Origin of the sequence: Celeribacter persicus (assembly GCF_003050785.1) — a bacterium.
Classification (GTDB): Bacteria; Pseudomonadota; Alphaproteobacteria; order Rhodobacterales; family Rhodobacteraceae; genus Celeribacter; species Celeribacter persicus.
Genome location: NZ_QAOH01000008.1, coordinates 115,958 through 139,516, shown reverse-complemented (window position 1 = coordinate 139,516; position 23,559 = coordinate 115,958). Strand labels below are relative to the sequence as shown.

Genomic DNA, 23,559 nt, shown 5'->3' with positions numbered 1-23,559 from the left:
TCACCTTTCGTCTCTTTGCTGCGGCACTTGTCCCAATTCGCGCAGCGCGTCAACCAGAAGGCTGACCTTCGATCCTTTCGAGCCTTTCACAAGCACGACATCGCCGGGACCGACGAGGGTTTGCAGCGCCGGGATCGCCTCTTTCGCGGTCTTGAACCAGATGCCGCGCCGGACCTCCGGCAGCACATCGTAAAGCGCGTGCATCAAGGGGCCGACGCAATGCACCGCATCGACGGTGGCAAACCACGGCAGCGCTGCGAGTCCCTCGTGAATGGCGCGTTCCTTTTGCCCGAGCTCCAGCATATCGCCCAGAATGGCGATCCGGCGTCCGGTATCATGCGGTTCGGCCTTGGCGAGCACTTCGAGGGCCGCGGCCATGGACGTCGGATTGGCGTTGAACGCATCGTCAATCAGTTCCACCGGCGCACCGACCGCAAGCCGTACCTCTTCACGCGCGCCGCGCCCCTCGGGCGGCGCCCAGAGCACCAGATCGGCGGCGGCTTTTTCGAGATCGAGCCCCAGTGCATAAGCCACGGCGAGGCAACCCACGGCATTGGCCGCGAAATGCCGCCCGGCGGTGGAGAGCCGGAAATCCAGATGTGTCGTGTCGATCACCGCACTGCCCTGTGTCGCGCCATCGGAAAGCTCGACGGAGGTGAGCCGCGCGGCGCAGGCCTCGTCCTCGCCAAAGCGGAGCGTGTTGCCATCCCAGGCGACACCCAAAATATCGCTGACATCCAGATCGCCGTTGAACACCGCAACCCCACCCGGCACGAGGCCTTTGAAAATATCGGCTTTTTCGCGCGCGATGCCCTCAAGGCTCTCAAAAGCCGCCATATGGGCGGGGGCGACCGTGGTGATCATCGCCACATCGGGGCGGGTAAGGCGGGCGAGCGGCGCGATCTCTCCGGGGTGGTTCATGCCGATTTCAATGACGGCAAATTCCGTATCGGCGGGCATGCGCGCCAGCGTCAAAGGCACACCCCAGTGGTTGTTGTAACTGGCTTCCGCCGCATGGGTCTTGCCCTGCCCCGACAAGATCGCACGGAGCATTTCCTTGGTCGAAGTCTTGCCGACGGAGCCGGTGACACCGATCACCTTGCCCTGAACCCGTGCGCGCGCCGCCGCGCCAAGCCGTTCGAGCGCCGGAAGTACATCGTCCACAATCAGGAGCGGCGCATCTTCCGCGATCCCCTCGGGGATGCGCGACACCAGAGCCGCCACAGCGCCCTTGTCCAAAGCCTGCGCCACGAACTCGTGCCCGTCCCGCACATCCTTGAGCGCCACAAACAAATCACCGGGTCGAATCGTCCGCGTGTCGATGGACACGCCCGTGATCTCAAAGGCTTGCGTCGCGCGACCACCCGTGGCTTGCGCCGCCTCATCCGAAGTCCAGAGCGCCATCACAGCGCGCCGTCCAGTGCGGAGACCGCCAGAGAGGCCTGCTCCACATCGTCAAAGGGGAAGACCGTATCCCCCACGGTCTGACCGCTCTCGTGCCCCTTGCCACAAATCAGCAAAGCATCGCCCGGTTGCAGCGCATCGACGCCGCGCAGAATCGCCTCGGCGCGGTCACCGACCTCCATCGCCTCGGGCGCGCCCGCAAGAACTTCGGCCCGGATCGAGGCCGGGTCCTCGGAACGCGGGTTGTCATCCGTCACGATCACCAGATCGGCGTTCTCGGCGGCAGCCTTGCCCATCAGCGGGCGTTTGGTCTTGTCGCGATCCCCGCCCGCACCGACAATGGCGATGATCCGGCCCATGACATGGGGGCGCAGCGCCTTGATCGCGGTCGACACCGCATCGGGCGTGTGGGCATAATCGACAAACACCGCCGCGCCATTGTCACGGGTGGCGGCATGTTGCATCCGGCCCCGCACGCCGGTCAGTTCGGGCAGGCAGGAAAAGACCTCCTCCGGGTCCGCGCCACAAGCCATGACAAGCCCGGCGGCAGCCATGACGTTTTCGGCCTGAAACCCGCCGATGAGATCGAGGCGGATCTGGTAGATATTGCCGACGAAATCGACGCGCAGATCCTGCCCCGTCGCATCGAACCGCTGGCCGATGATGCGCAGATCGGCGGCATCCGAACGCCCGACCCGCATCACGTCGATGCCGCGCTCGGCGCAAAGCCCCTCGATCTCCATACCCTTGGCGTCGTCGATATTGACCACGGCCACGCCGTCTTCCGGCAGAACGCGGGTAAAGAGCCCGGCCTTGGCGGAAAAATAGGCATCAAACGTGGCGTGATAGTCCAGATGATCCTGGGTGAAATTGGTAAAAGCGGCAGCGGAGAGGCGCACACCATCTAGGCGGCGTTGCGCCAGACCGTGAGAGCTTGCTTCCATCGCGCCATGGGTGACACCGGCGTGCTCGGCCTCGGATAGCATCCGGTGCAGCGTGATCGGTTCCGGCGTGGTGTGCGGGCTCGGGGCCTGCCAGTCGCCCTCAACGCCGGTGGTGCCGACATTGATCGCACGCGCCCCCAGAAGCTGCCATATCTGTCGGGTGAAAGTCGCAACCGAAGTCTTGCCATTGGTGCCGGTCACCGCCACCATCACCTCGGGCTGCGCACCGTAATAGAGCGCGGCGGCATAGGCCAGCGCCTGACGCGGATCTTCGACCACAACCAAGGCCGGATCGTATTCGGCAATCGCACCGGCGGCGATACGGGCGCCTTCCGGGTCGGTCAGAACCGCGCGCGCGCCCATCGAGAGGGCCATAGGCAGAAACTCCGCCCCATGCGCCCGCGCACCGGGGAGAGCGGCGAAAAGATGCCCGTCCTGCACCCGGCGACTGTCGACGGAGAGGCCGGTGATCTGCGCCTCACGCCCGCCCTGTGCGGTCAATCCGAGTTCCGAAAGAGATTTCATCATGCCCGCGCCTTTCTCTAATGCGTCGCGGTCAGTGTTAGCCCAGCTTGCGAGGGGGTTTCAATCTCGGGACGCAGCCCCATGAGCGGCGCGGTGCGACGAATGACTTCGCCCGCCACCGGAACGGCGGTCCAGCCGGCCGTGCGGCGCGGTTTCGGCCCGGAGGTCTCCACCGCCTCATCCAGCGTTACGATCAGCACGTATTTCGGATCGTCCACCGGATAGACGGCAGCGAACGTGTTGATCGTCTTGTCCTCGTAATAGCCGCCCGTCGGTTTCGGCTTGTCGGCGGTGCCGGTCTTGCCGCCGATGCGGTAGCCGGGCACTTCGGCAAAGGAGGCCGTGCCCGCCGGATCGGCCACCACGGCACGCAGCATGTCGCGGGCGGCGGCGGAGACGTCCTCGCGCACGATACGCTCTCCCTTTGCGACATAACCTTCGTGTTTCAGCAGCGTCGGCGTCACCTTTGTGCCGCCATTCAACAGCGAGGAATAGGCCGTCGCCAGATGCAGCGGCGAGGCCGAGAGCCCGTGGCCATAGCCGATGGTCAGCGTCGACAGCTCGGACCAGTGCGCCGGCAACAAAGGCTTACCGGAGGGCGCTTCGGACAGCTCCACGGCGGTCGGTTCGAAAAAGCCGAGGGATTTGAGGAAGGCCTGTTGTCGCTCCACGCCGATCTGTTGCGCGACATGGGCCGTCGCGACGTTGGAGGATTTCATGATCATCCCCTTGAGCGACAGGAAAGGCCCGTAATTGTGGCCTTCGAATTCGCCGATCCGAAACTTGCCCCAGCGGAATGGCGGGGTGGCGGGGATTTGCGTCTCTGGCGTTGCGAGGCCAAGCTCCATCGCTTGGGCGGCGGCAAAAATCTTGAAGGTCGAGCCCAGCTCATAAACGCCCTGCACCGCACGATTGAAACGCGGGTTGGCGCTCGGGTCCTTGCCCTCGAAGAATTCCGGGCGCGAGTTCGGATCGAAATCCGGCAGGGAGACAAGCGAAATGATCTCGCCGGTGTGAATGTCCATCATCACCGCCGCCGCACCCTTTGCGCCGAGCATCCGCATGCCACCGTCGAGCACTTCGCGCACCGTACTCTGCACCGTCAGGTCGATCGAAAGCTGGAGCGGCTGATCGCCATTCGCGGGATCGCGCAGATAGGCGTCCATCTGTTTCTCGATCCCGGCCTGCCCGACGATCTCGGCGCTCATCACACCTTCGCGGCCAAATTTGGTGCCGCCCAATACATGCGCGGCCAGCTTGCCATTGGGGTAAAGCCGTTCCTCGCGCGGACCGAACAACAGACCCGGCTCACCGATGTCATGCACGGCCTGCTGTTGTTCGGGGGCGATTTTTTTCTTGATCCATAGGAACTTGCGCTTGCCGGTGAAATCGCGGATCAGACGCTCGCGGTCGAGATCGGGAAAGATGCGCACCAGTTCTTCGGCGGCATGGACCGGGTCGATCATTTCCTGCGGCTGGGCGTAGAGAGAATTGGTTACGCGGTTGGTCGCAAGGATGCGGCCATTGCGGTCGACGATGTCGGCACGTTGCGCGAGGATCGGTGTGCCGGAGGCCTCCGCGCGCGGCTCTTCGGGGACTGTGGCGGCCACCTGCCCCATGCGGGCACCCACGACGACGAAAGCAGACACGAAACACAGGCCCAGAACCAGAAGCCGCCCCTCGGCCCGGAGCCGCGAGCGATCGCGCATTTCCTCGTGGCGCAGGCGCAGGTTCTCGCGCTCGATGGCATCGGGGTTTTCGCCTCGCGAGCGAGCGGCAAGAACACGGGCAAGCGGGCGAAGCGGGGTGCGGATGCTCATGGCTCGATGGCCTCCAGAGAGCCGACCACGTCAACGGCGTCGGACAGATCCAAAATCAGGTCTTCTTTCTGCGGGAAGGCGATCTGGTCGACACGTCCGAATTGCTCCGGCTGGAACGGCAAAAGCCCGAGACGGTCGAAATTGATTTCCGCCAAATCACGCAGACGCTCGGGGCGGTTGAGATAGGCCCATTCGGCCTTGAGCACGGCCAGCTCTTCGCGCTGGTGCCCGATTTCACGCTGAATCTGGCTGACCTCGCGCAGAACATGCTGGGTCGCGTAATTTTCCTGATAGGCCCAGACGCCGAGCGCCATGACCACCAATCCTGCCAATATCAGATAAAGCCCACGCATCTCTTTACTCTTGCCTCACGATACCGACCTTAAAACGGGTTTCGGCAGGCCCATCGCCGCACGGTCCACCGGCTTTGCCGGGGCTGCGGTACGCCGACCGACCCGCAGCCGCGCAGAGCGCGCACGCGGGTTCAACTCAAGCTCGTCCGCGTCGGGACCGATGGCTTTGGAAAGCTGCTCGAAACCGGGTGTTTTCACCTCTTGTTCAGGAGCATAGCGCGAGCCGCCACCGCCCGTCGAGGCCCTTTCCTGAAAGAAGCGTTTGACCACCCGGTCCTCCAGAGAGTGAAAGCTCACCACCGCCAGTTGCCCGCCGGGTCTGAGTGCCCGTTCGGCGGCTTCCAGCCCCTCGATGAGCTGTCCGAATTCGTCGTTCACCGCGATGCGAATGGCCTGAAAGCTGCGGGTCGCCGGATGGCTCTGACCGGGTTTCTTGCGCGGCAGGAGGCGCTCGATGAGGTTCGCGAGTTGCAGCGTTGTGGTAAACGGCGTGGTCTCGCGGTCCTTGACGATGGCGCGGGCGATCTTGCGGGACTGCTTTTCCTCACCGTAGTGGAACAGCACTTCGGCGATTTCCGCCTCCGAAGCCGTGTTGACGAAATCCGCCGCCGTCGGCCCGTCCTGGGACATGCGCATGTCGAGCGGCCCGTCCTTCATGAAGGAAAACCCGCGCTCAGGCTGGTCGAGCTGCATCGAGGACACGCCGAGATCGAGCACCACACCGTCGAGACCCGTCGCATATTGGTCCATCTCGCCGAAAGTGCCCAGAACGAGGTCAATCTTGCCTGTGTAAGGCGGCTCGTTGATCCATTTAGCGGCCATTTCATGCGCCAGAGGGTCACGATCGACGCCGATAACGTGCTCCGCGCCCTCTGCGATAAGGCCCTTGGTATAGCCCCCCGCCCCAAAAGTACCATCGAGCCAGCGCCCCGCGATGGGCGCGCATTCACGCAGAAGCGGGTTCAGAAGGACGGGGATATGCGGCTTTTTCTCATCGGAGGTCATCTCAGACCTCCAGATCGTCCAGAAGGCTTAGCGGATCGAAATCCTCGCCCTGCTCTTCCAGCCACTTCTCGGAGATCATCGCATCGACCGCTTCATGAGTCTCCGGCTTCCAGATCTCGAAAGTTTCACCCATGCCGGCGAAATAGGCCGTGCCGTCGAGGCCGATCTTGTCACGCAACGGCTGCGGCAACACCAGACGGCCATCATTGTCCACTTCGGTCGGGCGGGCACGGTTGAGGATCATGCGCTCCATGATCTTGCGCTTTTCCGAGCCACGCGGCAGGCGCGCGATGTCGGCGGCCAGTGTCCGGTAACCCTCATAGGTGTGCACGATCAGTTGTTTCTGTTTGTCATGACCGTAGACGATGACCATGCGGGGACGACCGGTCTCGGTGGCCAGCGGATCGCCAAGCTCCAGTTCGCGACGAAAATCGGCGGGGATCGACACGCGTCCCTTTCCATCCACCTTGAAGGTGTGTTCGCCGATAAACATCCCGACCACCGGGGCGCTCCTTTACCTGTCCCTACCCCACATCAGTTGCGCGGGGCCTTTTAAGCGAAACGGCGGAATGAGCTGCTGCCACCGCTCAATCCGCCGCCCTCGTCCCGATGTTACGGGCTGTCCGGACTGCGCGCGCCACCTGGGGGGATGTCTGCTCGCTCGCGCGCCGGATCTCTTTGTTCCGATGAGTCTGGGTGCCTGTATGAACCTGACTTATGGGTCTTTATTCGCGGTCTTGGATGCGCCGCTCATTCCCGTCTCATCGCGTGAATTGAAGATGACACGGGAATTCATGGTAATCAACGGATTTTTTCTCCACAGCCCCCAGATCTTGCTTTTCAAGACAGGGCGCATCTAAGTATAGAAGCGCCACTCACAAAAATGAGAGCATATATAGATAAATACTACCCTAAAATAACCATATTTAGAGAGAATACTTTCCCACAGGTTTTCCCTGCGAAAACTCAAGAAATCCACAGAACTCACAGACTTCTCCACAAACCCACAGAGTTATCCACAGAAAAGTGATTCGTTTTGATTGCATCGACCATGAATTCCCAGAAGTTCCATGAAGTCCCATCCCAAGATCGAGCTCAGAGCGACCACAGCCTCAACACCAGACAAGCAAAAGGGGCCCGATAGGCCCCTGTTCACTCACACCGTCCATCACAGCCGTCCATCACAGCCGTCAGGCCAGCCCGAGTTGCACCAGACGCTCGGCAAGTTTTCTGTAAGGCTCGGCAAGCGGGCTGTCCGTGGCCGCGACCGGCACTCCTCTGTCACCCGCCAGACGCGCTTCGAGCGCCAGTGGCAGTTCGGCCAGAAGCGGCACATCGAGTTTAGCGGCCTCTTCCGCAACCCCACCATGACCGAAGATATGTTCCTCATGCCCGCAGTTCGGACAGACATAGGTCGACATATTCTCGATCAAGCCCAACACTGGCACGTTCAGCTTTTCGAACATGGAAATCCCGCGCCGCGCGTCGATCAGCGCCACGTCCTGTGGCGTCGAGACCACCAGCGCGCCCGTGAGTTCGGTTTTCTGGCCCAGCGTGAGCTGCACGTCACCGGTGCCCGGCGGCATGTCGATCAGCAAAACATCCAGCTCCCCCCATGCCACCTGTCCTAGCATCTGCTGCATCGCCCCCATCAACATCGGCCCGCGCCAGACGACAGCCTCGCCGTCCGGGATCATGAACCCGATGGACATCAGCGTCACACCATGGGCATGAAGCGGCTCGATGGTTTGACCATCCGGAGAGGCCGGGCGTTTGTTGATGCCCATCATGCGCGGCTGCGACGGACCGTAGATATCGGCATCCAGAAGCCCGACCTTGCGACCCTGACGCGCGAGCGCCACAGCGAGGTTGGCAGAGACGGTGGATTTCCCCACCCCGCCCTTGCCCGAAGCGATGGCGATGATGTGCCGGACCCCCGGCACGCCCTGTTTGCCCTGTTGCGGGGTCGGATGGCGCCCGATCTTCAGGCTCGGCGGCTCTCCGGCGGGTACGGCAGGTTTCGCCGCAGGTCCATGCGCCGTGGTCACGATGGAGACCTTTGTCACGCCGGGCAGCGATTCGAGTTTGGCACGCGCCGCCACCTCGACCCCGCCCATGGCCTGCGCCATCGCCGCATCCGGAGCCTCGATCACGAAGCTGACCACGCCGTCCCTGACGCTCAGCGCCCGAACAAGGTCGCGCTCCACCAGCGACGAGCCATCCGGCAGTTGCACGCCCTTGAGCGCCGTCATAATCCTGTCTTGATCCGCGGACATATGCTTTCCTTTCCGCCACTTCCGGTCCTCTCCGAAATAGGCCCTTTGCTGCCCTATTTCCACAGCGGTTTGAAGCCAAAGGCCTGATATGCGCTCTCCGACACGAAAAATAGGTCAGCATTGGTCATGCATTTTCTGCATAGCGGCAATGCCGACAGGGCGGATTGTGCATTCGCAGCAATTCCCCGATATTGAATTCAACGAAAGCAGCCGAGGCTTGCACCCTTGATCGCTCCAAAGCGGTTTGTCTCCGAAGCGAGACGTTGGCGAAATGCCAGTGAGGACAGGACACGGCGGCGCAAACCGCGGGCTATCCCGCACGCACATCTAAGGTTGAAAGTCTTATGGCTTACGCAAACGACATTCGCAGTGCCGCTCCGGCGTCCTCCGCCTCTTTCGGCGGGCTGTTCAAATCCCTCGCGGAACGTTTCGCGCGTTATCGGGTTTATCGTGAGACCGTGCTTGAGTTGTCGGGCCTGAAGGACCGCGAACTCGCCGACCTCGGAATGTCCCGCGCGTCAATCCGGGCCGTGGCTTACGAGGCCGCTTACGGCCAATAAAGAATAGACATCACGGCCCTCTCCTCCTCCCTGGGCCCTGATACCTGCGGCAGTCCCCTCCTCCTCCCTGGGGCTGCCGCAACAGATATCGGAATTCGGGGCCTCTCCTCCTCCCTTGGCTCTGAAGACCAGAGCGGCGATGCGACCTCCTCCCTGCATCGTCGCACCTATACCGGGCGAAAGCCCACAAGAGATCGGTCTCTCTCTCCTCCTCCCTGAGGGGCCGTGACTGAAGGCGGCGGTGCCTTCCTCCTCCCTGGCACCGCCGCATTTCTTTTTCAGAATACGGGTCCTCTCCTCCTCCCTTGGGGCCCGATACCAAGAGACACCCGCGCCCCTCCTCCTCCCTGGGCGCGGGTGTCTTGCTTTTTGTCATTCCTCGTTATCGTTCAAATTTCATCGCATGAAAGGGAGACTGTTCCACCATGCGGAGCGCCCCTGAGGTTCCAACCGTTCAGGCATGAGATCGGGCAGCCCGCTCCAACACCCGCTCAAACGCTGGCAATCCCACGAGCCCGGGCGCCCCGACATATTTCATCGGGTCGAAACGGTAAGGCCGAGCATCCTTTTGCCCCGGACGCAGCAACATCACCCGCTCACGCGCCGGTGCGCCGGAAATCAGGCGGATCAATGCACTGCCCTGTTTCGAGGTCAGAAAAGGCCGGGCCGGGCTCTGTGCCAGACGCCCCATGAACAGATCGGGAAAGCTCTCAGCCGACCCCGCATCCACACCGCCCGGAGGATGGGCCTCCCTCCTCCCAGAACAACGCGCGCCACCTGCCCTAGGTAAAGGCTTTCGCAAACCACTCCCTCACAGGCGATCAATTCGTGGTTTTCCAACAGCTAAAGCGCCCGGTTGCGATTCGATGATCAACGCGTTTGTCGAGGTCGGCGGATGGTCGAATTGCGAGGTGCCTGATCCCGAATTCACGTTCGAACCGGTCGCTGCCGCGAACTGACTGTCGAGAGCTTCGATGGTGATGATCATGGCGCCTCATCTCTTTGATATGGCGCTATTTTAAGTGGCAAAGATTAACCTGGGATCAACAGGCTGAATTCCGACACAGGAAACGTCTCAAAACGGCACATCCCCCGCCTGATCGGCAGGCACCACGAATCCTGCCACAAGTTTCTTCGTCCCGGCGCGATCGAATTCGATGGCGAGCTTGTCGCCCTCGATCTCCATCACCTCGCCATAGCCGAATTTCTTGTGAAACACCCGGTCGCCAAGGGTGAAAGACGCATTGGCCTTCATGTCAATCGTCACTGGGCTGCGCGGGGAACCGGCGCGTTGCGCCCGGTCCTGCATGCGCTTCCACCCCGGCGAATTGTAGACATCGGCCTTGGAGGCCCGCTGCTCGAAAGAGGTCGAAGGGCTGGCCTCGTAAGACGTCGCCGGACTGCGCTGGCCGCCGTAGAGCCCCGAAGGCGTCTCCACATCCACATGATCCACCGGCAATTCGTCGATGAAACGCGAGGCGAGCTGCGATTGCCACTGTCCATAAACCCGGCGATTGGCGGCGAAGGAAATGGTGCACAGTTCCTCGGCGCGCGTGATGCCGACGTAAGCCAGCCGCCGCTCCTCCTCCAAGCCCTTGGTGCCGTTCTCATCCATCGAACGCTGCGAGGGAAACAGCCCCTCCTCCCAGCCGGGCAGGAACACAACCGGGAATTCGAGCCCCTTGGCGCCGTGCAGCGTCATGATCGTGACCTTCTCGCCGTCCTCGCCGCTGTCATTGTCCATGATCAGCGCGACATGTTCGAGGAACCCTGCGAGATTGTCGAATTGTTCCAGCGCCTTGATCAGTTCCTTGAGGTTCTCCAACCGTCCCGGCGCCTCAGGGCTCTTGTCATTCTGCCACATGGCGGTATAGCCGGACTCGTCGAGAATTTTCTCGGCCAGTTCGATATGACCGATCTCGGCGGGGTCATAGGCGACATCCTCGACCAGCGCGTCTTCTTCTTCGAGTTTGGGGCGGGCAGGACGCGCTCTCTCGCCAAAGTAACCAATATCTTCGAACACGCTCAATTCATCATCCGACGTGCGCTCATCCTCAAACAACACGTCTTCTTCGAATGGCTCATCGTCCTCTTCAACGGCATACCGAATTCGCGGCCCATTCAGAGAAGACCAGCGCTCAATATCGGCGATGAGCTGCGCCACCCCGGACCTGGCCTTGCCTTTCAAAAGCCCCTCGTCCACCGCGATCTTCGCCCCTTCGAGCAGCGAGACGCCATTGCTGCGCGCGGTGATCTGGATGTCTTGCAGCGCCTTGTCACCCACGCCGCGTTTCGGCGTGTTGATGATGCGCTCAAAGGCCAGATCGTCCTCCAGCTGGGTGACGATGCGGAAATAGGCCATGGCGTCGCGGATCTCCATCCGCTCATAGAACCGCGGCCCACCGATCACGCGGTAGGGCAGACCGATGGAGAGGAAACGGTCCTCAAAAGCGCGCATCTGATGCGAGGCGCGCACGAGAATGGCGATGTCGTCGAGGGAATATTTGCGCAGCCGCGCGCGCGTCCCACCATGCAGCGCCTCGATCTCTTCGCCGACCCAGCGCGCCTCTTCCTCGCCATCCCAATGTCCGATGAGCCGGACCTTTTCACCCTCGGTCTCGGAGGTCCAAAGCTCCTTGCCGAGACGGTCCTTGTTCCCCGCGATCACCGAAGAGGCGGCGGCGAGAATGTGCGGAGTGGAACGATAGTTCTGTTCCAGACGAACGACCTTCGCCCCCGGAAAATCCTTTTCGAACCGCAGGATATTGCCCACCTCGGCACCGCGCCAGCCGTAGATCGACTGATCGTCATCGCCGACGCAACAGATATTCTTGTGCCCGCCAGCGAGAAGTCGCAGCCAGAGATATTGCGCGACGTTCGTGTCCTGATACTCGTCGACGAGGATGTATTTGAACCAACGCTGATACTGCGCCAGAAGATCCGGGTGTTTCTGGAAAATCACCACCATATGCAGCAGCAGATCGCCGAAATCGACGGCGTTGAGCGTCAGCAAACGCTCCTGGTACTGCGCATAAAGTTTGACACCCATGCCATTGAATTCACTCCCCTCTCCGCCGGACACGGCAGAGGGCGTGAGGGCCCGGTTCTTCCAACTGTCGATCATGCCGGCGAGTTGTCGCGCGGGCCAGCGTTTCTCGTCGATGCCCGCCGCCGAGATCAGTTGTTTCAGCAAACGGATCGTGTCGTCCGTGTCGAGAATGGTGAAATTGGACTTGAGCCCCACAAGCTCCGCATGGCGACGCAGGAGTTTCGCGCTGATTGAGTGAAAAGTTCCCATCCAGCGAACGGGCTCATTCAAACTAAATGGAGTCCGTCTGAGCCGATCCTGCATCTCCTTCGCCGCCTTGTTGGTAAAGGTCACAGCAAGGATTTCATTTTCACGTGCGCTGTCCGTTGTAATCAGATGCGCAACGCGTGCCATCAGCGTCTTGGTTTTCCCGGTACCCGCTCCAGCAAGGATAAGGACCGGCCCCTCAAGTGCCTCCACAGCTTCACGTTGCGCAGGATTCAAATCATCCAGATACTTAGTACTCTTGGGCGCACCAAAAGCTGCCTCGCGTGCGCCTTGCATCGCGAGTTGGGACAGGGAGGGGCGGCTTACCGCCGCCTCGAAGGCGTCGTCTTCGTTGAAACTGCTCATGAGGGAAAGAATACAGAAGGACGCCGGCGAGGAAAAGCGCGTTCTTCAATTGTTCTCATCATCGCCTGCGGGCGCGGACACGGCGGTCAGAAGGCCGGAAACATAACGCCCGAAGAGATCGGAGAATGTCGCGATCTCCTCCCCGGACCAGCCGAGAAAAGCCTGAGAGAACAGCCGCCATTTCGACAGGGTGAAATCCCGCAGAAAGGCGCGCGCTTTCGGTGTCATGACCAGAACGGATTTGCGCGCGTCCTCCTGCACCGCCTGCCGGGTGACATAGCCGCGCGACACCAGTTCGGAGACGATGCGCGAGGCGCGCGACGGATCGACCGCCATGACCTCTGCCACCATACCGATGGTCGGCGGCTCCGCCACATCGCGCCCGAGACCGGCGGAAATCTGCGCGATCGACAAGAGACCCTGAAGAATCGCGGGTTCGAGTTTTTCGCTCGTCCCCTCAAGCACCTTGCCCTTGAATTCGCCCTTCTCCGCCATGCGTCGCCATTGGAAGAGTGACAGATCGAGCGCCAGCAACGCCTCGATGGCCGCATCGGAAAAGCCCTCGTCGTGCAGAAAATCCGGCACGCCCGCGCGGACACGCGGGTCGGGGGAAGTCTGGGAAAGGGTGTCATCCGTGCTCATGAAAGGTCACGTCGCATAACCATGTGTGAATGTCAAATACATGATAGTCACACTTATGTGCTATTGACACATATTGATGCAGGCGCTACCTCCCTGCCAAAGCCCCCGCAAAGACCGGGGCCAAAGGAGTTCCCATGTCGCAAACGCACAGCCTGTCCCCCACCCAAGAGGTCCCGCGCGCCCCGGAGCACAGTTCCGTCGGTCTGGTCATCGCCTCCGTCGCGGTGCTTTTGCTGCTGGCCTCGCTCGATCAGACCATCGTTTCGACCGCGCTGCCGACCATCGTCGCCGATCTCGGCGGGCTGGAGCATCTGTCCTGGGTGGTCACGGCCTATATCCTCGCCTCCACCGTGGTCGCGCCGCTTTACGGTAAGCTTGGCGATCTCTATGGGCGGCGCAATGTGGTGATCTTCTCGGTGACGGTGTTTCTCACCGGCTCCGTACTTTGCGGCCTTTCCGGCTCCATGGGCTTCCTCATCGCGGCCCGCGCGCTTCAGGGCCTTGGCGGCGGCGGGCTGTTCGTCCTTGCGCTCTCGATCATCGGCGACGTGATTCCGCCGAAGGAACGCGGCAAGGTGCAAGGCGTTTTTGCGGGTGTCTTCGGTGTGTCCTCCGTCGCCGGTCCGCTTCTGGGCGGCTGGTTTGTCGATGCACTGTCCTGGCACTGGATCTTCTTCATCAACCTGCCCTTTGGCGCGCTGGCGCTCGCGGGCTTCATCTTCGGCTTCAAGGCTCACCCGGAGCGCGTCGGACACAAGATCGACTACGCGGGCGCTCTGGCGCTCACCCTGTCGCTGTCGTCCATCGTGCTGCTCACCGCTCTGGGCGGCAAGGAGTTCGCCCTGAGCTCTCCCATCGGGCTGACACTGATCACACTGTTTTTTGCCTCGACCCTCGGCTTTGTCCTGATCGAACAGAAAGCCTCCGAGCCGATCCTGCCCATCGGGCTTTTCAAGATGAATGTCTTCACCATCTCTTCCGCGATTTCCTTTGTCTCCGGCGCGCTGATGTTCGGGGCGCTGACCTTCATCCCGGTCTTCCTGCAAATGGCCAAGGGGGCGAGCGCCACGCAATCGGGACTGCAACTCATTCCGATGACCTTCGGCATCCTCGCCGCCTCCACCGTCTCCGGCCAATACATGAGCCGCACAGGGCGCTATCGTTTCCTGCCGGTCATTGGTCTGACCTTCGCGACCCTCTCGCTTTTGTCGCTCACGCGCCTGTCACCGGAGATGGCCCCATGGTCGCTCTGGTTGTCGCTCGCCGGGCTTGGCATGGGGATGGGCTGCATTTTCCCGGTGACAACCACCGCCGTGCAGAACGCCGTTCATCGCCATCAGATCGGCACTGCCACCGCAGCCGGGCTGATGTTCCGCCAGGTGGGGGCCTCCATCGCTGTGGCTTTGTTCGGCGCGCTGTTTGCCAGCCGCATGACCGCGCTGATGGGAGAGGCTCATGTCGAAGGCCTGTCCAATGTCACGGAACTCGGTCCACAGGTGCTTGCCCAACTTCCCGAGGCCACGCGCGCGCTGATCGGCAACACGATCTCCAGTGCCCTGCACCCGGTCTACTGGATCGCGGCGGGACTTGCGCTCTGTGGCCTCGCACTCGCTCTGTTCCTCAAGGAAATTCCATTGCGCTCGCGCAGTGCCGCAGGACATGCCTCGGAGGGGTGATTCTCCGGCGAAAGCCTTTGCAAAGCCCCCCATCTCGGCAAAACACCTTTGCTAAGGAACTGAATTTGATTTGCAAATCATGCAAATTTCCCTGTCATTACAGAGCTGCGTCAAAAAATCGGTTTTTCTTTTCACCCATCTCAGCCATAACCGGTCCATTCCGGGGATTTGGGGATTTACTGCACCGCAGAAATCCCTAACCTGATGGGAAAAGCAGCAAGAGGGGAAGCTTGCCATGGCCGATTTTCAAAAAGTTCTGATCGCAAACCGGGGAGAGATCGCCATCCGGGTGATGCGCGCCGCCAACGAGTTGGGCAAGCGTACCGTCGCGATCTATGCCGAAGAGGACAAGCTTTCGCTGCACCGTTTCAAGGCGGACGAGGCCTATAAGATCGGCGAAGGCATGGGGCCGGTGGCCGCCTATCTTTCGATCCCGGAGATCATCCGGGTGGCGAAGCTTTCGGGCGCCGATGCAATCCACCCGGGCTATGGCCTCCTCTCCGAGAACCCCGATTTCGTCGATGCCTGCACCGAGGCGGGCATCACCTTCATCGGCCCGAAGGCCAAGACCATGCGGCAGTTGGGCGACAAGGCTTCTGCACGCAAGGTGGCGATCGAGGCGGGCGTGCCGGTGATCCCGGCGACCGAAGTGCTTGGCGACGATTTCGACGCGATCCGCAAGGAAGCTGCCGAGATTGGCTTCCCGCTGATGCTCAAGGCCTCCTGGGGCGGCGGCGGGCGCGGGATGCGGCCGATCATGAACGCCGAAGAGCTTGAGGAAAAGGTCAGGGAAGGCCGCCGCGAGGCCGAAGCCGCATTCGGCAATGGCGAGGGCTATCTGGAGAAGATGATCATCAAGGCGCGTCACGTCGAGGTGCAAATCCTCGGCGACCAGCACGGCCATATCTACCATCTCTACGAGCGCGATTGCTCCGTACAGCGCCGCAATCAGAAAGTTGTCGAGCGCGCCCCTGCCCCCTATCTCTCGCCTGCGCAGCGCGAAGAGCTCTGTCACCTCGGCAAGCGCATCTGTGAGCATGTGAATTACGAATGCGCGGGCACCGTCGAATTCCTGATGGATATGGAAAGCGGCAAGTTCTACTTCATCGAGGTGAACCCCCGCGTGCAGGTGGAGCATACGGTGACCGAGGAGGTCACCGGCATCGACATCGTTCGGGCGCAAATCCTGATTGCCGAGGGCAAGAGCCTCATGGAAGCGACAGGCGTCGCCAGCCAGTATGACGTCAAGCTCGACGGCCATGCGTTGCAATGTCGTGTGACGACCGAGGACCCGACGAACAATTTCATCCCCGACTATGGCCGGATCACCACCTATCGCTCCGCAACCGGCATGGGTATTCGTCTCGATGGCGGCACAGCCTATTCGGGGGCTGTGATCACGCGCTATTACGACAGCCTGCTCACAAAAGTGACCGCCTGGGCGCGCACGCCCGAAGCCGCGATTGCCCGCATGGACCGGGCGTTGCGCGAATTCCGCATCCGGGGCGTGCAGACCAACATTGCCTTTGTCGAAAACCTGCTCAAACACCCCACGTTCCTGTCGAACGAGTACACCACGAAATTCATCGACACGACGCCCGAGCTTTTCGACTTCAAACAGCGCCGCGACCGGGCGACGAAAATCCTGACCTATCTCGCCGAGATCACGGTGAACGGCCACCCGGAGACGTTGGGTCGCGCCAAACCCGCCGCAGATGCCCGCAAACCCGTGGTGCCGAAACTCAGGGCGGAAAACCCGCCCATGGGCACGCGGCAATTGCTTGATGAGCACGGTGCACAGGCGGTGGCGGACTGGATGCTCGGGCAAAAGAAACTGCTGATCACCGACACCACGATGCGCGACGGACACCAGTCGCTTCTGGCGACCCGGATGCGGTCGATCGACATGATCAACGCCGCCCCCGCCTATGCGGCGAACCTGTCGGAGCTGTTCTCCGTCGAATGCTGGGGCGGGGCGACGTTCGATGTGGCTTACCGCTTCTTGCAGGAATGCCCCTGGCAACGCCTGCGCGACATTCGCGAGCGCATGCCGAACATCATGACGCAAATGCTTTTGCGCGCCTCGAACGGCGTGGGCTACACCAACTACCCCGACAATGTGGTGCAGGAATTTGTGCGCCAGGCCGCCGAGACCGGCGTCGATGTGTTCCGCGTCTTCGACAGTCTCAACTGGGTCGAGAACATGCGCGTCGCAATGGATGCGGTCATTGAATCCGGCAAGGTCTGTGAGGGCACAATCTGCTATACCGGCGATCTTCTGGACCCGACACGACCGAAATACACGCTCGACTACTATGTCAAAATGGCCAAGGAACTTGAGGCTGCAGGCGCGCATGTGCTGGGCCTCAAGGATATGGCGGGCCTGTTGAAACCGACACAGGCAGGGATGCTCGTCAAGGCGCTCAAGGAAGAGGTCGGCCTGCCGATCCATTTCCACACCCATGACACCTCGGGTGCCGCCATCGCGACCGTTTTGGCGGCGGCCGAGGCCGGTGTCGATGCGGTGGACGCGGCGATGGATTCGCTCTCCGGCAACACCTCCCAGCCGACGCTTGGCTCCATCGTCGAAGCGCTGCGCTTCCACGAGCGCAATACCGGGCTCAATGTCGGCGCGATCCGGGAAATGTCGAACTATTGGGAGGCCGTGCGCGCCCATTACGCAGCCTTTGAATCGAGCCTTCAGGCCCCCGCCTCCGAGGTCTACCTGCACGAAATGCCGGGCGGTCAGTTCACCAATCTCAAGGCGCAGGCCCGTTCTCTGGGTCTCGAAGAGCGCTGGCATGAGGTGGCGCAAGCCTATGCCGATGTGAACATGATGTTCGGCGATATCGTGAAAGTGACGCCCTCGTCCAAGGTCGTGGGTGACATGGCACTGATGATGGTGTCGCAAGGCCTCACCCGCGCGCAGGTCGAGGACCCGAAGGTCGATGTGGCCTTCCCGGATTCCGTGATCGACATGATGCGCGGCAATCTCGGCCAGCCGCCGGGCGGTTTCCCCGACACCATCGTCAAGAAAGTGCTGGGCAAGGAGAAACCCAATCTCGAACGTCCGGGCAAACACCTCAAACCCGCCGATTTCGACGCGCTGCGCGCCGAACTTGCCGCGAAGTTCCCGGATGTCGAGTTCGACGACGAGGATTTCAACGGCTACCTGATGTACCCGAAAGTCTTCACCGATTACGTCACCCGCCACGAACAATACGGGCCGGTGCGCACCCTGCCGACCAAGAACTTCTTCTACGGCATGGAAGAGGGCGAGGAGATTTCCGCCACCATCGACCCCGGCGTAACGCTTGAAATCCGCTGTCAGGCGATCTCCGACATCACCGAGACGGGCGAGGTGAAACTGTTCTTCGAACTGAACGGCCAACCGCGCACGGTGCGGATCAAGGACCGCTCCGCCGTCGCCTCCGTCAAGGCGAACCCGAAGGCCGAGGTCGGCAACCCGAAACACATCGGCGCGCCGATGCCGGGCGTTGTCGCCACGGTTGCGGTCACGACCGGCCAGACGGTGAAGAAGGGCGATGTGCTCCTGACCATCGAGGCGATGAAGATGGAAACCTCGATCACCTCCGATCAGGACGGCACGGTCAAGGCGATCCACGTCACCCCGGGCAGTCAGATCGACGCCAAGGATTTGCTGGTCGAGTTCGAGTGAGACTTAGAACGATAAAAGGAAAAGCCCCGCTAAAGCGTTCGACCAAAAAACTGAAGCACAGCTTTTGGCCGAACGCCGTGCATCATACGAACGTTGCACGCGCCCTGCCTTTATCTGATGTCTCAGGTTAAAGGCAGGACGCTTTAAGCGGGGCTTTTTTCATGTCTTGCGTGTCAGCACCAAGGATGTCAGCCCGCCAAAGATCAACGCCCAGAGCGGCGCGCCGATGCCAAGGAATGTGATCCCCGAAACTGTGGTCATGAAGGTGACAAGACCGGCCTCGCGCTGATCCGGCTCCCTGAGCGCCGCTGTGAGGCTGGCGGAGATCGTGTTCAAAAGTGCCAGCCCCGCGACAGTGACCACCAAAGCTTTCGGCGCGATCAGGAACAGACCGATCACCGCCGCCCCCAGAAGCCCCACGATGCAATAGATCACACCGGTCGCCACGGCGGCCTTGTAGCGCGTCACCGGGTTCTCATCCGCCTCGGGTCCGGCAACGATGGCTGCCGTGATGGCCGCGAGGTTGAAGGCATAGCCGCCGAAGGGGGCGAGGATCAGGGAGGTCAGCCCCGTCACCGTGATCGCGTTTGAGACCGGCGGCGCGTAACCCGCGGCCTTGAGCGTCACCACGCCGGGGACGTTTTGCGAGCTCATGGTGACGATATAAAGCGGCACCCCCACCCCGATCAGCACGGCCAGCGAGAACTCCGGCATGACAAAGACCGGTTTCGCGATCTCGAAGGCCACATGCTGACTGGTGTCGAACGCCCCCGTGAGGGCACAGAACACGACCCCGACCAGAAGCACCGCCGGAATGGCGAAGCGCGCAAAGAACCGCCGCCCGGCGAGATAAGTGGCGCACATGGAGATCACCAGCGGCAGGTTCTCCTCCATCGACGCAAACACGCCGAGACCGAAACGGAACAGGATGCCCGCGAGCATGGCATTGCCGATGGCCTCGGGGATCAGATGGGAGATTTTCTCGAACCAGCCGGTGACGCCGGTCAGGGTCAGAAGCACGGCACAAAAGACAAAGGCACCGATGGCCTCGGGCACAGACACCCCCGCAAGGCTGACCGCCAGAAGCGCCGCCCCCGGTGTCGACCAGGCCGTGAGGATCGGCATCCGGTAGCGCAACGCAAGGATCAGGGTCGACAGTCCCATACCGAGCCCCAGCACCAGCATCCAACTGTTCGCCTCGGCCTGTGTCGCGCCGAGCGTGTCGATGGCCTGAAAGATGATCGCCGCGCTGCTGGTATAGCCCAGAAGCACGGCGACCGCGCCCGCGACGATATGAGAGAGTTTCAGTCCGAACATGGGCAGCCTTTCCACGAGGTTTGGGCAGGAAGCGTTTGGCAGGCCGCAAGTCGTGCGTTATAACGGCCATGATCGCTATAACGTATGGACGTTATAGCGCACAAGAGACAATGCGAGAGCCGCGCACGGACCCTCATGAGCGAAGAGAAAATCCAGATCAATCTCAAGGCTGCCCGTATGCGTGCAGGCCTCAGCCTTGCCCGGACCGCAGAGATGACGGGGGTGAGCAAGGCCATGCTGGGCCAAATCGAACGCGGAGAATCCTCTCCGACGCTTGCAACACTCTGGAAGATCGCGAAAGGGTTTCACCTGCCGCTCACCGCCTTTCTCGAAGACCGGGTGCAGACCACCGGAAGCTTCACCCCCGCCCTGCCCCATCCCAAAGCGCTCGGTGCGACGATCGGCTATCAGACGGTCTTCCCCTTCGACCCTGTCTTCGGGTCCGAAACCTTCCTGATGACGCTCGAACCCGGTCAGAGCCATGTCTCGGAACCGCACGACAGCGGTGTGGTCGAAGACGTCTTCGTCACCCGTGGCGCGATGGAGGTGCTCCGGGACGGCGACTGGCAGGTCTTGCGATCAGGCGATGGCCTGCGCTTTGCAGCCGATCAGCCACATGGTTACCGCAACCTCACCGGCGAAATCGCGCAGTTTCACAACACGATCCATTACCCGCGCACGTCGCTGAGCGACGGCTGAGACGACGGCCAGAACTGCCCCGCGACGACAGGTCACGGAGCAGCCCCTGCGCATGGACTGTGCGGCAACACACAATGATTTCGGCATATGTTTCGCTACAATCGCACAAAAATCGTTCAGATATCCTCCAACCGAAGACATCGAAATGACCCTGACACTGACTGCTTTCTACGCCGGCCTCGCCGGACTGCTTTATCTTTACCTGTCGCTCTACGTGATCAAACAGCGCATTACCCTGCGACAGGCGCTTGGCGACGGCGGCGATGACACGCTCAATCGCCGCATCCGGGCGCATGGCAATTTCAATGAATATGCGCCGTTGACACTGATCCTGATCGCGGGTTTCGAGGTCATGGGCGCACCTGCCCTCCTCGTTCATCTCGCCGGGATCGTCCTGATCGTCTCCCGTGCGCTGCACGCCTACGGGATGCAGGGCGGCGACAAGGAATGGGGCCGCAAATACGGCATCCTCTCAACCTTCGCCCTGCTTCTGGTGCTCTCGGTCGCTGACATCCTGATGGCGATTTTCTAAACGAAGGGGGCCGCCTGGCCCCCTTTTCTCAGTTCCGATAGGCCTTGAGATAATGCCGCTCAAAAAACCGCTTGGCCCAGTGGAACACCCGACATTTTGGCAGGGTGAGTGCCAGTTTGTGATTGCGGAAGACAAGGATGCCCTTGTTGACCGAGTCGACAATGCAGACAAGCTCCGCCTTGAAATTATGGCTCGGTTCCCGTCCCGCCAACTCGTCGACGATGTTGGCCACCGCCGCCTCGGCCTGAAGATCGGCCTGATGCGCCTGTTTGGCGAGCCATTCGGGGCCGGGATATGACCCGGTGTCACCCACCACATAAGTCTTCGGCCAGCCGACCACCCGGCATTTCTCATCCGCCTGAATGAACCCGCCTGAAGAGCGCGGCAAATCGGTATTGTCGAGCCACAGAGGCCCGGTCAGCCCGGACATGAAGAGCACCAGATCGGCGGGAATTTCCTCGCGCTCGGTGACGATCCTGTCGGCCTCGATACGCAGGGGTTTGGCCCCGATATGCACCGAAATGTCGCGCTTCCACATCTCGCGCAAAAGCCCGTCGACCGCCTTTGGTCCAAGCCTTTGACCCGGACGGTCCGAACCGTTGAAGAACACGAGGCGGAATTTGTCCCGTCGCCCCTGTTGGCGCAGCATGGTGTCGATGCCGAAGAGGAATTCAAACATCGGCCCGCCACGCACCGCCTGCGGCTCTTTCGGGTTGGTGCCGAACCCCATGGCGATGGTGCCGCCCTCCATGTCGCGAATGCGGTCGTGGATAAGCTGGCCCTTGGTGGCCCCTTCGCAGGGGATGATCGCATGTTCTGCGAGGCCCGGCAGTTTCTTGAGATAGCGTCCGCCGGTTGCGATGATCAGCACGTCATTGGTGACGACGATGGTCTCCCGATCTGTCTCCACGTCGACCGTACGGCCTTCGTCGCGGACATTGACCACCCGTCCCTTGAGCCAGTCGACCTGTTCGCGGGCAAAGAATTTCGTCAGATCGACGTCGATGTCGGCGGCACTCCGAAGCCCCGAGGGCATCCAGATCAGACTGGGCAGATAGGTGAGATGGTTGTTCGGCGACACCACGGTGATGCGCGCGCGCACCTTCTTTTTCCGGATTTCGCGCACGGCGGTCAGCGCGCCGAAACCGCTGCCGAGGATCATGATATGGGTTTTAGAGGTCGTCATGAGGGCACCTGAGAAATCTTGTCTGGCCAGGGCGGCCGGAGCTTGAAACCGATCCGGATCAGACCCCGACTTGCGGGCTCTGTCCTTAATCCACATCAAAGATATATTCAAAAAATATCATAAGTCCCTGCGACAGCTTGGCCGCACCGGTCACGGCTGCGTGCGCGGGCTGACATATTCGATCCAAAGCCGGGACCTTTGCGCGCGGGGCGAAAAAATCCGCCGAAAGCGCGATTTTCCTCTTGCAGCACCCGGCGGGATTTCATATCTCACGCCTCACCCGAAGGACGCGGGTGTAGCTCAGGGGTAGAGCGTTACCTTGCCAAGGTAAATGTCGTGAGTTCGAATCTCATCACCCGCTCCAACTTCCCTCCGGTCACCCACCGGAGAGACATAACCGAGCCGATGTCACAGGCTGGACGCGAGCGGGTGTAGCTCAGGGGTAGAGCGTTACCTTGCCAAGGTAAATGTCGTGAGTTCGAATCTCATCACCCGCTCCAATTCTTCGAAAAAGCCTCCCTTCCGGGAGGCTTTTTGATTTTCACGAACACTCCCGCCAAACGCCCAGAAATACTGCCCCCTTATGCATACCGCTTTAAGCGGCGTGCCCATTGGCAAATCCGCCATGAGGCGCGTATAAGCGGCATGAAGCGAGAAAAGGGACAGCCCATGCGCAAAGCCACGATCAGCCGCAAGACCGCGGAAACCGAGATTACCGTCGAGATCGACCTCGACGGCACGGGCAAATACGACAACCAGACGGGCGTGGGATTTTTCGACCACATGCTCGACCAGTTGTCGCGCCACTCGCTGATCGACATGACCGTCCGCGCCAAGGGCGACACGCATATCGACGATCACCACACGGTCGAGGACACGGGCATCGCGCTGGGTCAGGCCCTCGCACGCGCAGTCGGCGACAAGAAGGGCATCTATCGCTACGGCCACTTCGCGCTTGCCATGGACGACACGCAGGTCGCCTGCGCGCTCGATCTCTCGGCTCGGCCTTTCCTTGTCTGGAATGTCGATTTCCCGACCGACAAGATCGGCGCTTTTGATACGGAACTGGTGCGCGAGTTCTTTCAGGCGCTGTCCACGAACGGCGGCATCACCCTACACATCGACAAGGTCCACGGGATCAATTCACACCACATCGCCGAGGCCGCGTTCAAATCGGTCGCCCGTGCGTTGCGCATGGCGCTTGAAATCGACCCGCGTATGGCGGACAGCCTGCCCTCGACCAAGGGTGCACTCTGAGCGCATCCGCACCTGAAGAGACA

General features: G+C 61.3%; 19 protein-coding genes and 2 tRNA genes. 8 read left to right on the top strand and 13 right to left on the bottom strand.

Annotation, left to right across the window (positions count from 1 at the left end):
• The 7 genes from C8N42_RS12160 to C8N42_RS12130 all read right to left on the bottom strand — a co-directional run bounded on the left by C8N42_RS12160 (position 1) and on the right by C8N42_RS12130 (position 8,327).
• Positions 1 to 1,404 carry a UDP-N-acetylmuramoyl-tripeptide--D-alanyl-D-alanine ligase gene (locus tag C8N42_RS12160; RefSeq protein ID WP_107816840.1) on the bottom strand — a complete coding sequence of 468 codons (1,404 nt, stop codon included), beginning with the start codon at positions 1,402 to 1,404 and terminating at the stop codon, positions 1 to 3.
• Positions 1,404 to 2,876, bottom strand: coding sequence for a UDP-N-acetylmuramoyl-L-alanyl-D-glutamate--2,6-diaminopimelate ligase (locus C8N42_RS12155; protein ID WP_107816839.1), 1,473 nt, complete (start codon positions 2,874 to 2,876; stop codon positions 1,404 to 1,406). The genes C8N42_RS12160 and C8N42_RS12155 overlap by 1 nt, the downstream gene beginning before the upstream one ends.
• Positions 2,877 to 2,890: 14 nt before the next feature.
• On the bottom strand, positions 2,891 to 4,693 hold the full coding sequence (locus C8N42_RS12150) for a peptidoglycan D,D-transpeptidase FtsI family protein (RefSeq protein WP_107816838.1): 1,803 nt from the start codon (positions 4,691 to 4,693) through the stop codon (positions 2,891 to 2,893).
• A complete protein-coding gene (gene ftsL, locus C8N42_RS12145; RefSeq protein ID WP_107816837.1) occupies positions 4,690 to 5,046 on the bottom strand; it encodes a cell division protein FtsL in 357 nt (118 codons plus the stop codon). Before ftsL ends, C8N42_RS12150 begins: the two co-directional genes overlap by 4 nt.
• Before the next feature lie 15 nt (positions 5,047 to 5,061).
• Positions 5,062 to 6,051, bottom strand: a complete 990-nt coding sequence (gene rsmH / locus C8N42_RS12140) for a 16S rRNA (cytosine(1402)-N(4))-methyltransferase RsmH (protein ID WP_107816836.1) — start codon at positions 6,049 to 6,051, stop codon at positions 5,062 to 5,064.
• Position 6,052: 1 nt separating this feature from the next.
• Positions 6,053 to 6,544 carry a division/cell wall cluster transcriptional repressor MraZ gene (gene mraZ / locus C8N42_RS12135; protein WP_342747971.1) on the bottom strand — a complete coding sequence of 164 codons (492 nt, stop codon included), beginning with the start codon at positions 6,542 to 6,544 and terminating at the stop codon, positions 6,053 to 6,055.
• Between the two features lie 697 nt (positions 6,545 to 7,241).
• Positions 7,242 to 8,327 carry an Mrp/NBP35 family ATP-binding protein gene (locus C8N42_RS12130; RefSeq protein ID WP_107816834.1) on the bottom strand — a complete coding sequence of 362 codons (1,086 nt, stop codon included), beginning with the start codon at positions 8,325 to 8,327 and terminating at the stop codon, positions 7,242 to 7,244.
• Between the two features lie 344 nt (positions 8,328 to 8,671).
• On the opposite strand from C8N42_RS12130, the gene C8N42_RS12125 reads away from it, so the two are divergent.
• Positions 8,672 to 8,887 (top strand): DUF1127 domain-containing protein, encoded by a 216-nt coding sequence (locus C8N42_RS12125; protein ID WP_107816833.1) that lies wholly within the window; start codon positions 8,672 to 8,674, stop codon positions 8,885 to 8,887.
• A gap of 454 nt (positions 8,888 to 9,341) precedes the next feature.
• On the opposite strand, the gene C8N42_RS12120 is transcribed toward C8N42_RS12125, so the two are convergent.
• The 4 genes from C8N42_RS12120 to C8N42_RS12110 form a co-directional block, all read right to left on the bottom strand.
• A complete protein-coding gene (locus C8N42_RS12120; RefSeq protein WP_107816832.1) occupies positions 9,342 to 9,617 on the bottom strand; it encodes a hypothetical protein in 276 nt (91 codons plus the stop codon).
• 81 nt (positions 9,618 to 9,698) lie between these two features.
• Positions 9,699 to 9,875 (bottom strand): hypothetical protein, encoded by a 177-nt coding sequence (locus C8N42_RS21625; protein WP_170109291.1) that lies wholly within the window; start codon positions 9,873 to 9,875, stop codon positions 9,699 to 9,701.
• Between the two features lie 87 nt (positions 9,876 to 9,962).
• Complete coding sequence (locus C8N42_RS12115) at positions 9,963 to 12,548, bottom strand: ATP-dependent helicase (protein ID WP_107816831.1); 2,586 nt, start codon at positions 12,546 to 12,548, stop codon at positions 9,963 to 9,965.
• Between the two features lie 45 nt (positions 12,549 to 12,593).
• Positions 12,594 to 13,190, bottom strand: coding sequence for a MarR family winged helix-turn-helix transcriptional regulator (locus C8N42_RS12110; RefSeq protein ID WP_107816830.1), 597 nt, complete (start codon positions 13,188 to 13,190; stop codon positions 12,594 to 12,596).
• A 134-nt stretch (positions 13,191 to 13,324) separates the two neighbouring features.
• Here C8N42_RS12110 and C8N42_RS12105 point away from each other — a divergent pair, with 134 nt between their 5' ends.
• Together C8N42_RS12105 and C8N42_RS12100 are read left to right on the top strand one after the other, a co-directional pair.
• Complete coding sequence (locus C8N42_RS12105; protein WP_107816829.1) at positions 13,325 to 14,866, top strand: MDR family MFS transporter; 1,542 nt, start codon at positions 13,325 to 13,327, stop codon at positions 14,864 to 14,866.
• A gap of 235 nt (positions 14,867 to 15,101) precedes the next feature.
• Positions 15,102 to 18,545 carry a pyruvate carboxylase gene (locus tag C8N42_RS12100; RefSeq protein ID WP_107816828.1) on the top strand — a complete coding sequence of 1,148 codons (3,444 nt, stop codon included), beginning with the start codon at positions 15,102 to 15,104 and terminating at the stop codon, positions 18,543 to 18,545.
• 159 nt (positions 18,546 to 18,704) lie between these two features.
• Here C8N42_RS12100 and C8N42_RS12095 read toward each other — a convergent pair whose 3' ends face one another.
• The gene (locus C8N42_RS12095) at positions 18,705 to 19,862 is read right to left on the bottom strand and encodes a benzoate/H(+) symporter BenE family transporter (protein ID WP_107816827.1); all 1,158 of its coding nucleotides are present in this window, start codon (positions 19,860 to 19,862) and stop codon (positions 18,705 to 18,707) included.
• A gap of 135 nt (positions 19,863 to 19,997) precedes the next feature.
• On the opposite strand from C8N42_RS12095, the gene C8N42_RS12090 reads away from it, so the two are divergent.
• Entirely contained in the window at positions 19,998 to 20,561 is a 564-nt protein-coding gene (locus tag C8N42_RS12090; protein WP_107816826.1) for a helix-turn-helix domain-containing protein, read from the top strand.
• 145 nt (positions 20,562 to 20,706) lie between these two features.
• Entirely contained in the window at positions 20,707 to 21,093 is a 387-nt protein-coding gene (locus tag C8N42_RS12085; RefSeq protein WP_170109290.1) for an MAPEG family protein, read from the top strand.
• A 28-nt stretch (positions 21,094 to 21,121) separates the two neighbouring features.
• On the opposite strand, the gene C8N42_RS12080 is transcribed toward C8N42_RS12085, so the two are convergent.
• Positions 21,122 to 22,279, bottom strand: a complete 1,158-nt coding sequence (locus C8N42_RS12080) for an NAD(P)/FAD-dependent oxidoreductase (protein ID WP_107816824.1) — start codon at positions 22,277 to 22,279, stop codon at positions 21,122 to 21,124.
• Between the two features lie 289 nt (positions 22,280 to 22,568).
• Here C8N42_RS12080 and C8N42_RS12075 point away from each other — a divergent pair.
• From C8N42_RS12075 to hisB, 3 genes are all read left to right on the top strand, one after another.
• A tRNA-Gly gene (locus tag C8N42_RS12075) sits at positions 22,569 to 22,643 on the top strand.
• A gap of 61 nt (positions 22,644 to 22,704) precedes the next feature.
• A tRNA-Gly gene (locus C8N42_RS12070) sits at positions 22,705 to 22,779 on the top strand.
• A 169-nt stretch (positions 22,780 to 22,948) separates the two neighbouring features.
• Positions 22,949 to 23,536 (top strand): imidazoleglycerol-phosphate dehydratase HisB, encoded by a 588-nt coding sequence (gene hisB, locus C8N42_RS12065; RefSeq protein WP_107816823.1) that lies wholly within the window; start codon positions 22,949 to 22,951, stop codon positions 23,534 to 23,536.
• Positions 23,537 to 23,559: the final 23 nt, after the last annotated feature.

Bases quoted from the DNA above. Each gene is read 5' to 3' on its own strand.
- C8N42_RS12160 (WP_107816840.1), bottom strand. From the start codon at position 1,404: ATGGCGCTCTGGACTTCGGATGAGGCGGCGCAAGCCACGGGTGGTCGC.
- C8N42_RS12155 (WP_107816839.1), bottom strand. From the start codon at position 2,876: ATGATGAAATCTCTTTCGGAACTCGGATTGACCGCACAGGGCGGGCGT.
- C8N42_RS12150 (WP_107816838.1), bottom strand. From the start codon at position 4,693: ATGAGCATCCGCACCCCGCTTCGCCCGCTTGCCCGTGTTCTTGCCGCT.
- ftsL (WP_107816837.1), bottom strand. From the start codon at position 5,046: ATGCGTGGGCTTTATCTGATATTGGCAGGATTGGTGGTCATGGCGCTC.
- rsmH (WP_107816836.1), bottom strand. From the start codon at position 6,051: ATGACCTCCGATGAGAAAAAGCCGCATATCCCCGTCCTTCTGAACCCG.
- mraZ (WP_342747971.1), bottom strand. From the start codon at position 6,544: ATGTTTATCGGCGAACACACCTTCAAGGTGGATGGAAAGGGACGCGTG.
- C8N42_RS12130 (WP_107816834.1), bottom strand. From the start codon at position 8,327: ATGTCCGCGGATCAAGACAGGATTATGACGGCGCTCAAGGGCGTGCAA.
- C8N42_RS12125 (WP_107816833.1), top strand. From the start codon at position 8,672: ATGGCTTACGCAAACGACATTCGCAGTGCCGCTCCGGCGTCCTCCGCC.
- C8N42_RS21625 (WP_170109291.1), bottom strand. From the start codon at position 9,875: ATGATCATCACCATCGAAGCTCTCGACAGTCAGTTCGCGGCAGCGACC.
- C8N42_RS12115 (WP_107816831.1), bottom strand. From the start codon at position 12,548: ATGAGCAGTTTCAACGAAGACGACGCCTTCGAGGCGGCGGTAAGCCGC.
- C8N42_RS12110 (WP_107816830.1), bottom strand. From the start codon at position 13,190: ATGAGCACGGATGACACCCTTTCCCAGACTTCCCCCGACCCGCGTGTC.
- C8N42_RS12105 (WP_107816829.1), top strand. From the start codon at position 13,325: ATGTCGCAAACGCACAGCCTGTCCCCCACCCAAGAGGTCCCGCGCGCC.
- C8N42_RS12100 (WP_107816828.1), top strand. From the start codon at position 15,102: ATGGCCGATTTTCAAAAAGTTCTGATCGCAAACCGGGGAGAGATCGCC.
- C8N42_RS12095 (WP_107816827.1), bottom strand. From the start codon at position 19,862: ATGTTCGGACTGAAACTCTCTCATATCGTCGCGGGCGCGGTCGCCGTG.
- C8N42_RS12090 (WP_107816826.1), top strand. From the start codon at position 19,998: ATGAGCGAAGAGAAAATCCAGATCAATCTCAAGGCTGCCCGTATGCGT.
- C8N42_RS12085 (WP_170109290.1), top strand. From the start codon at position 20,707: ATGACCCTGACACTGACTGCTTTCTACGCCGGCCTCGCCGGACTGCTT.
- C8N42_RS12080 (WP_107816824.1), bottom strand. From the start codon at position 22,279: ATGACGACCTCTAAAACCCATATCATGATCCTCGGCAGCGGTTTCGGC.
- hisB (WP_107816823.1), top strand. From the start codon at position 22,949: ATGCGCAAAGCCACGATCAGCCGCAAGACCGCGGAAACCGAGATTACC.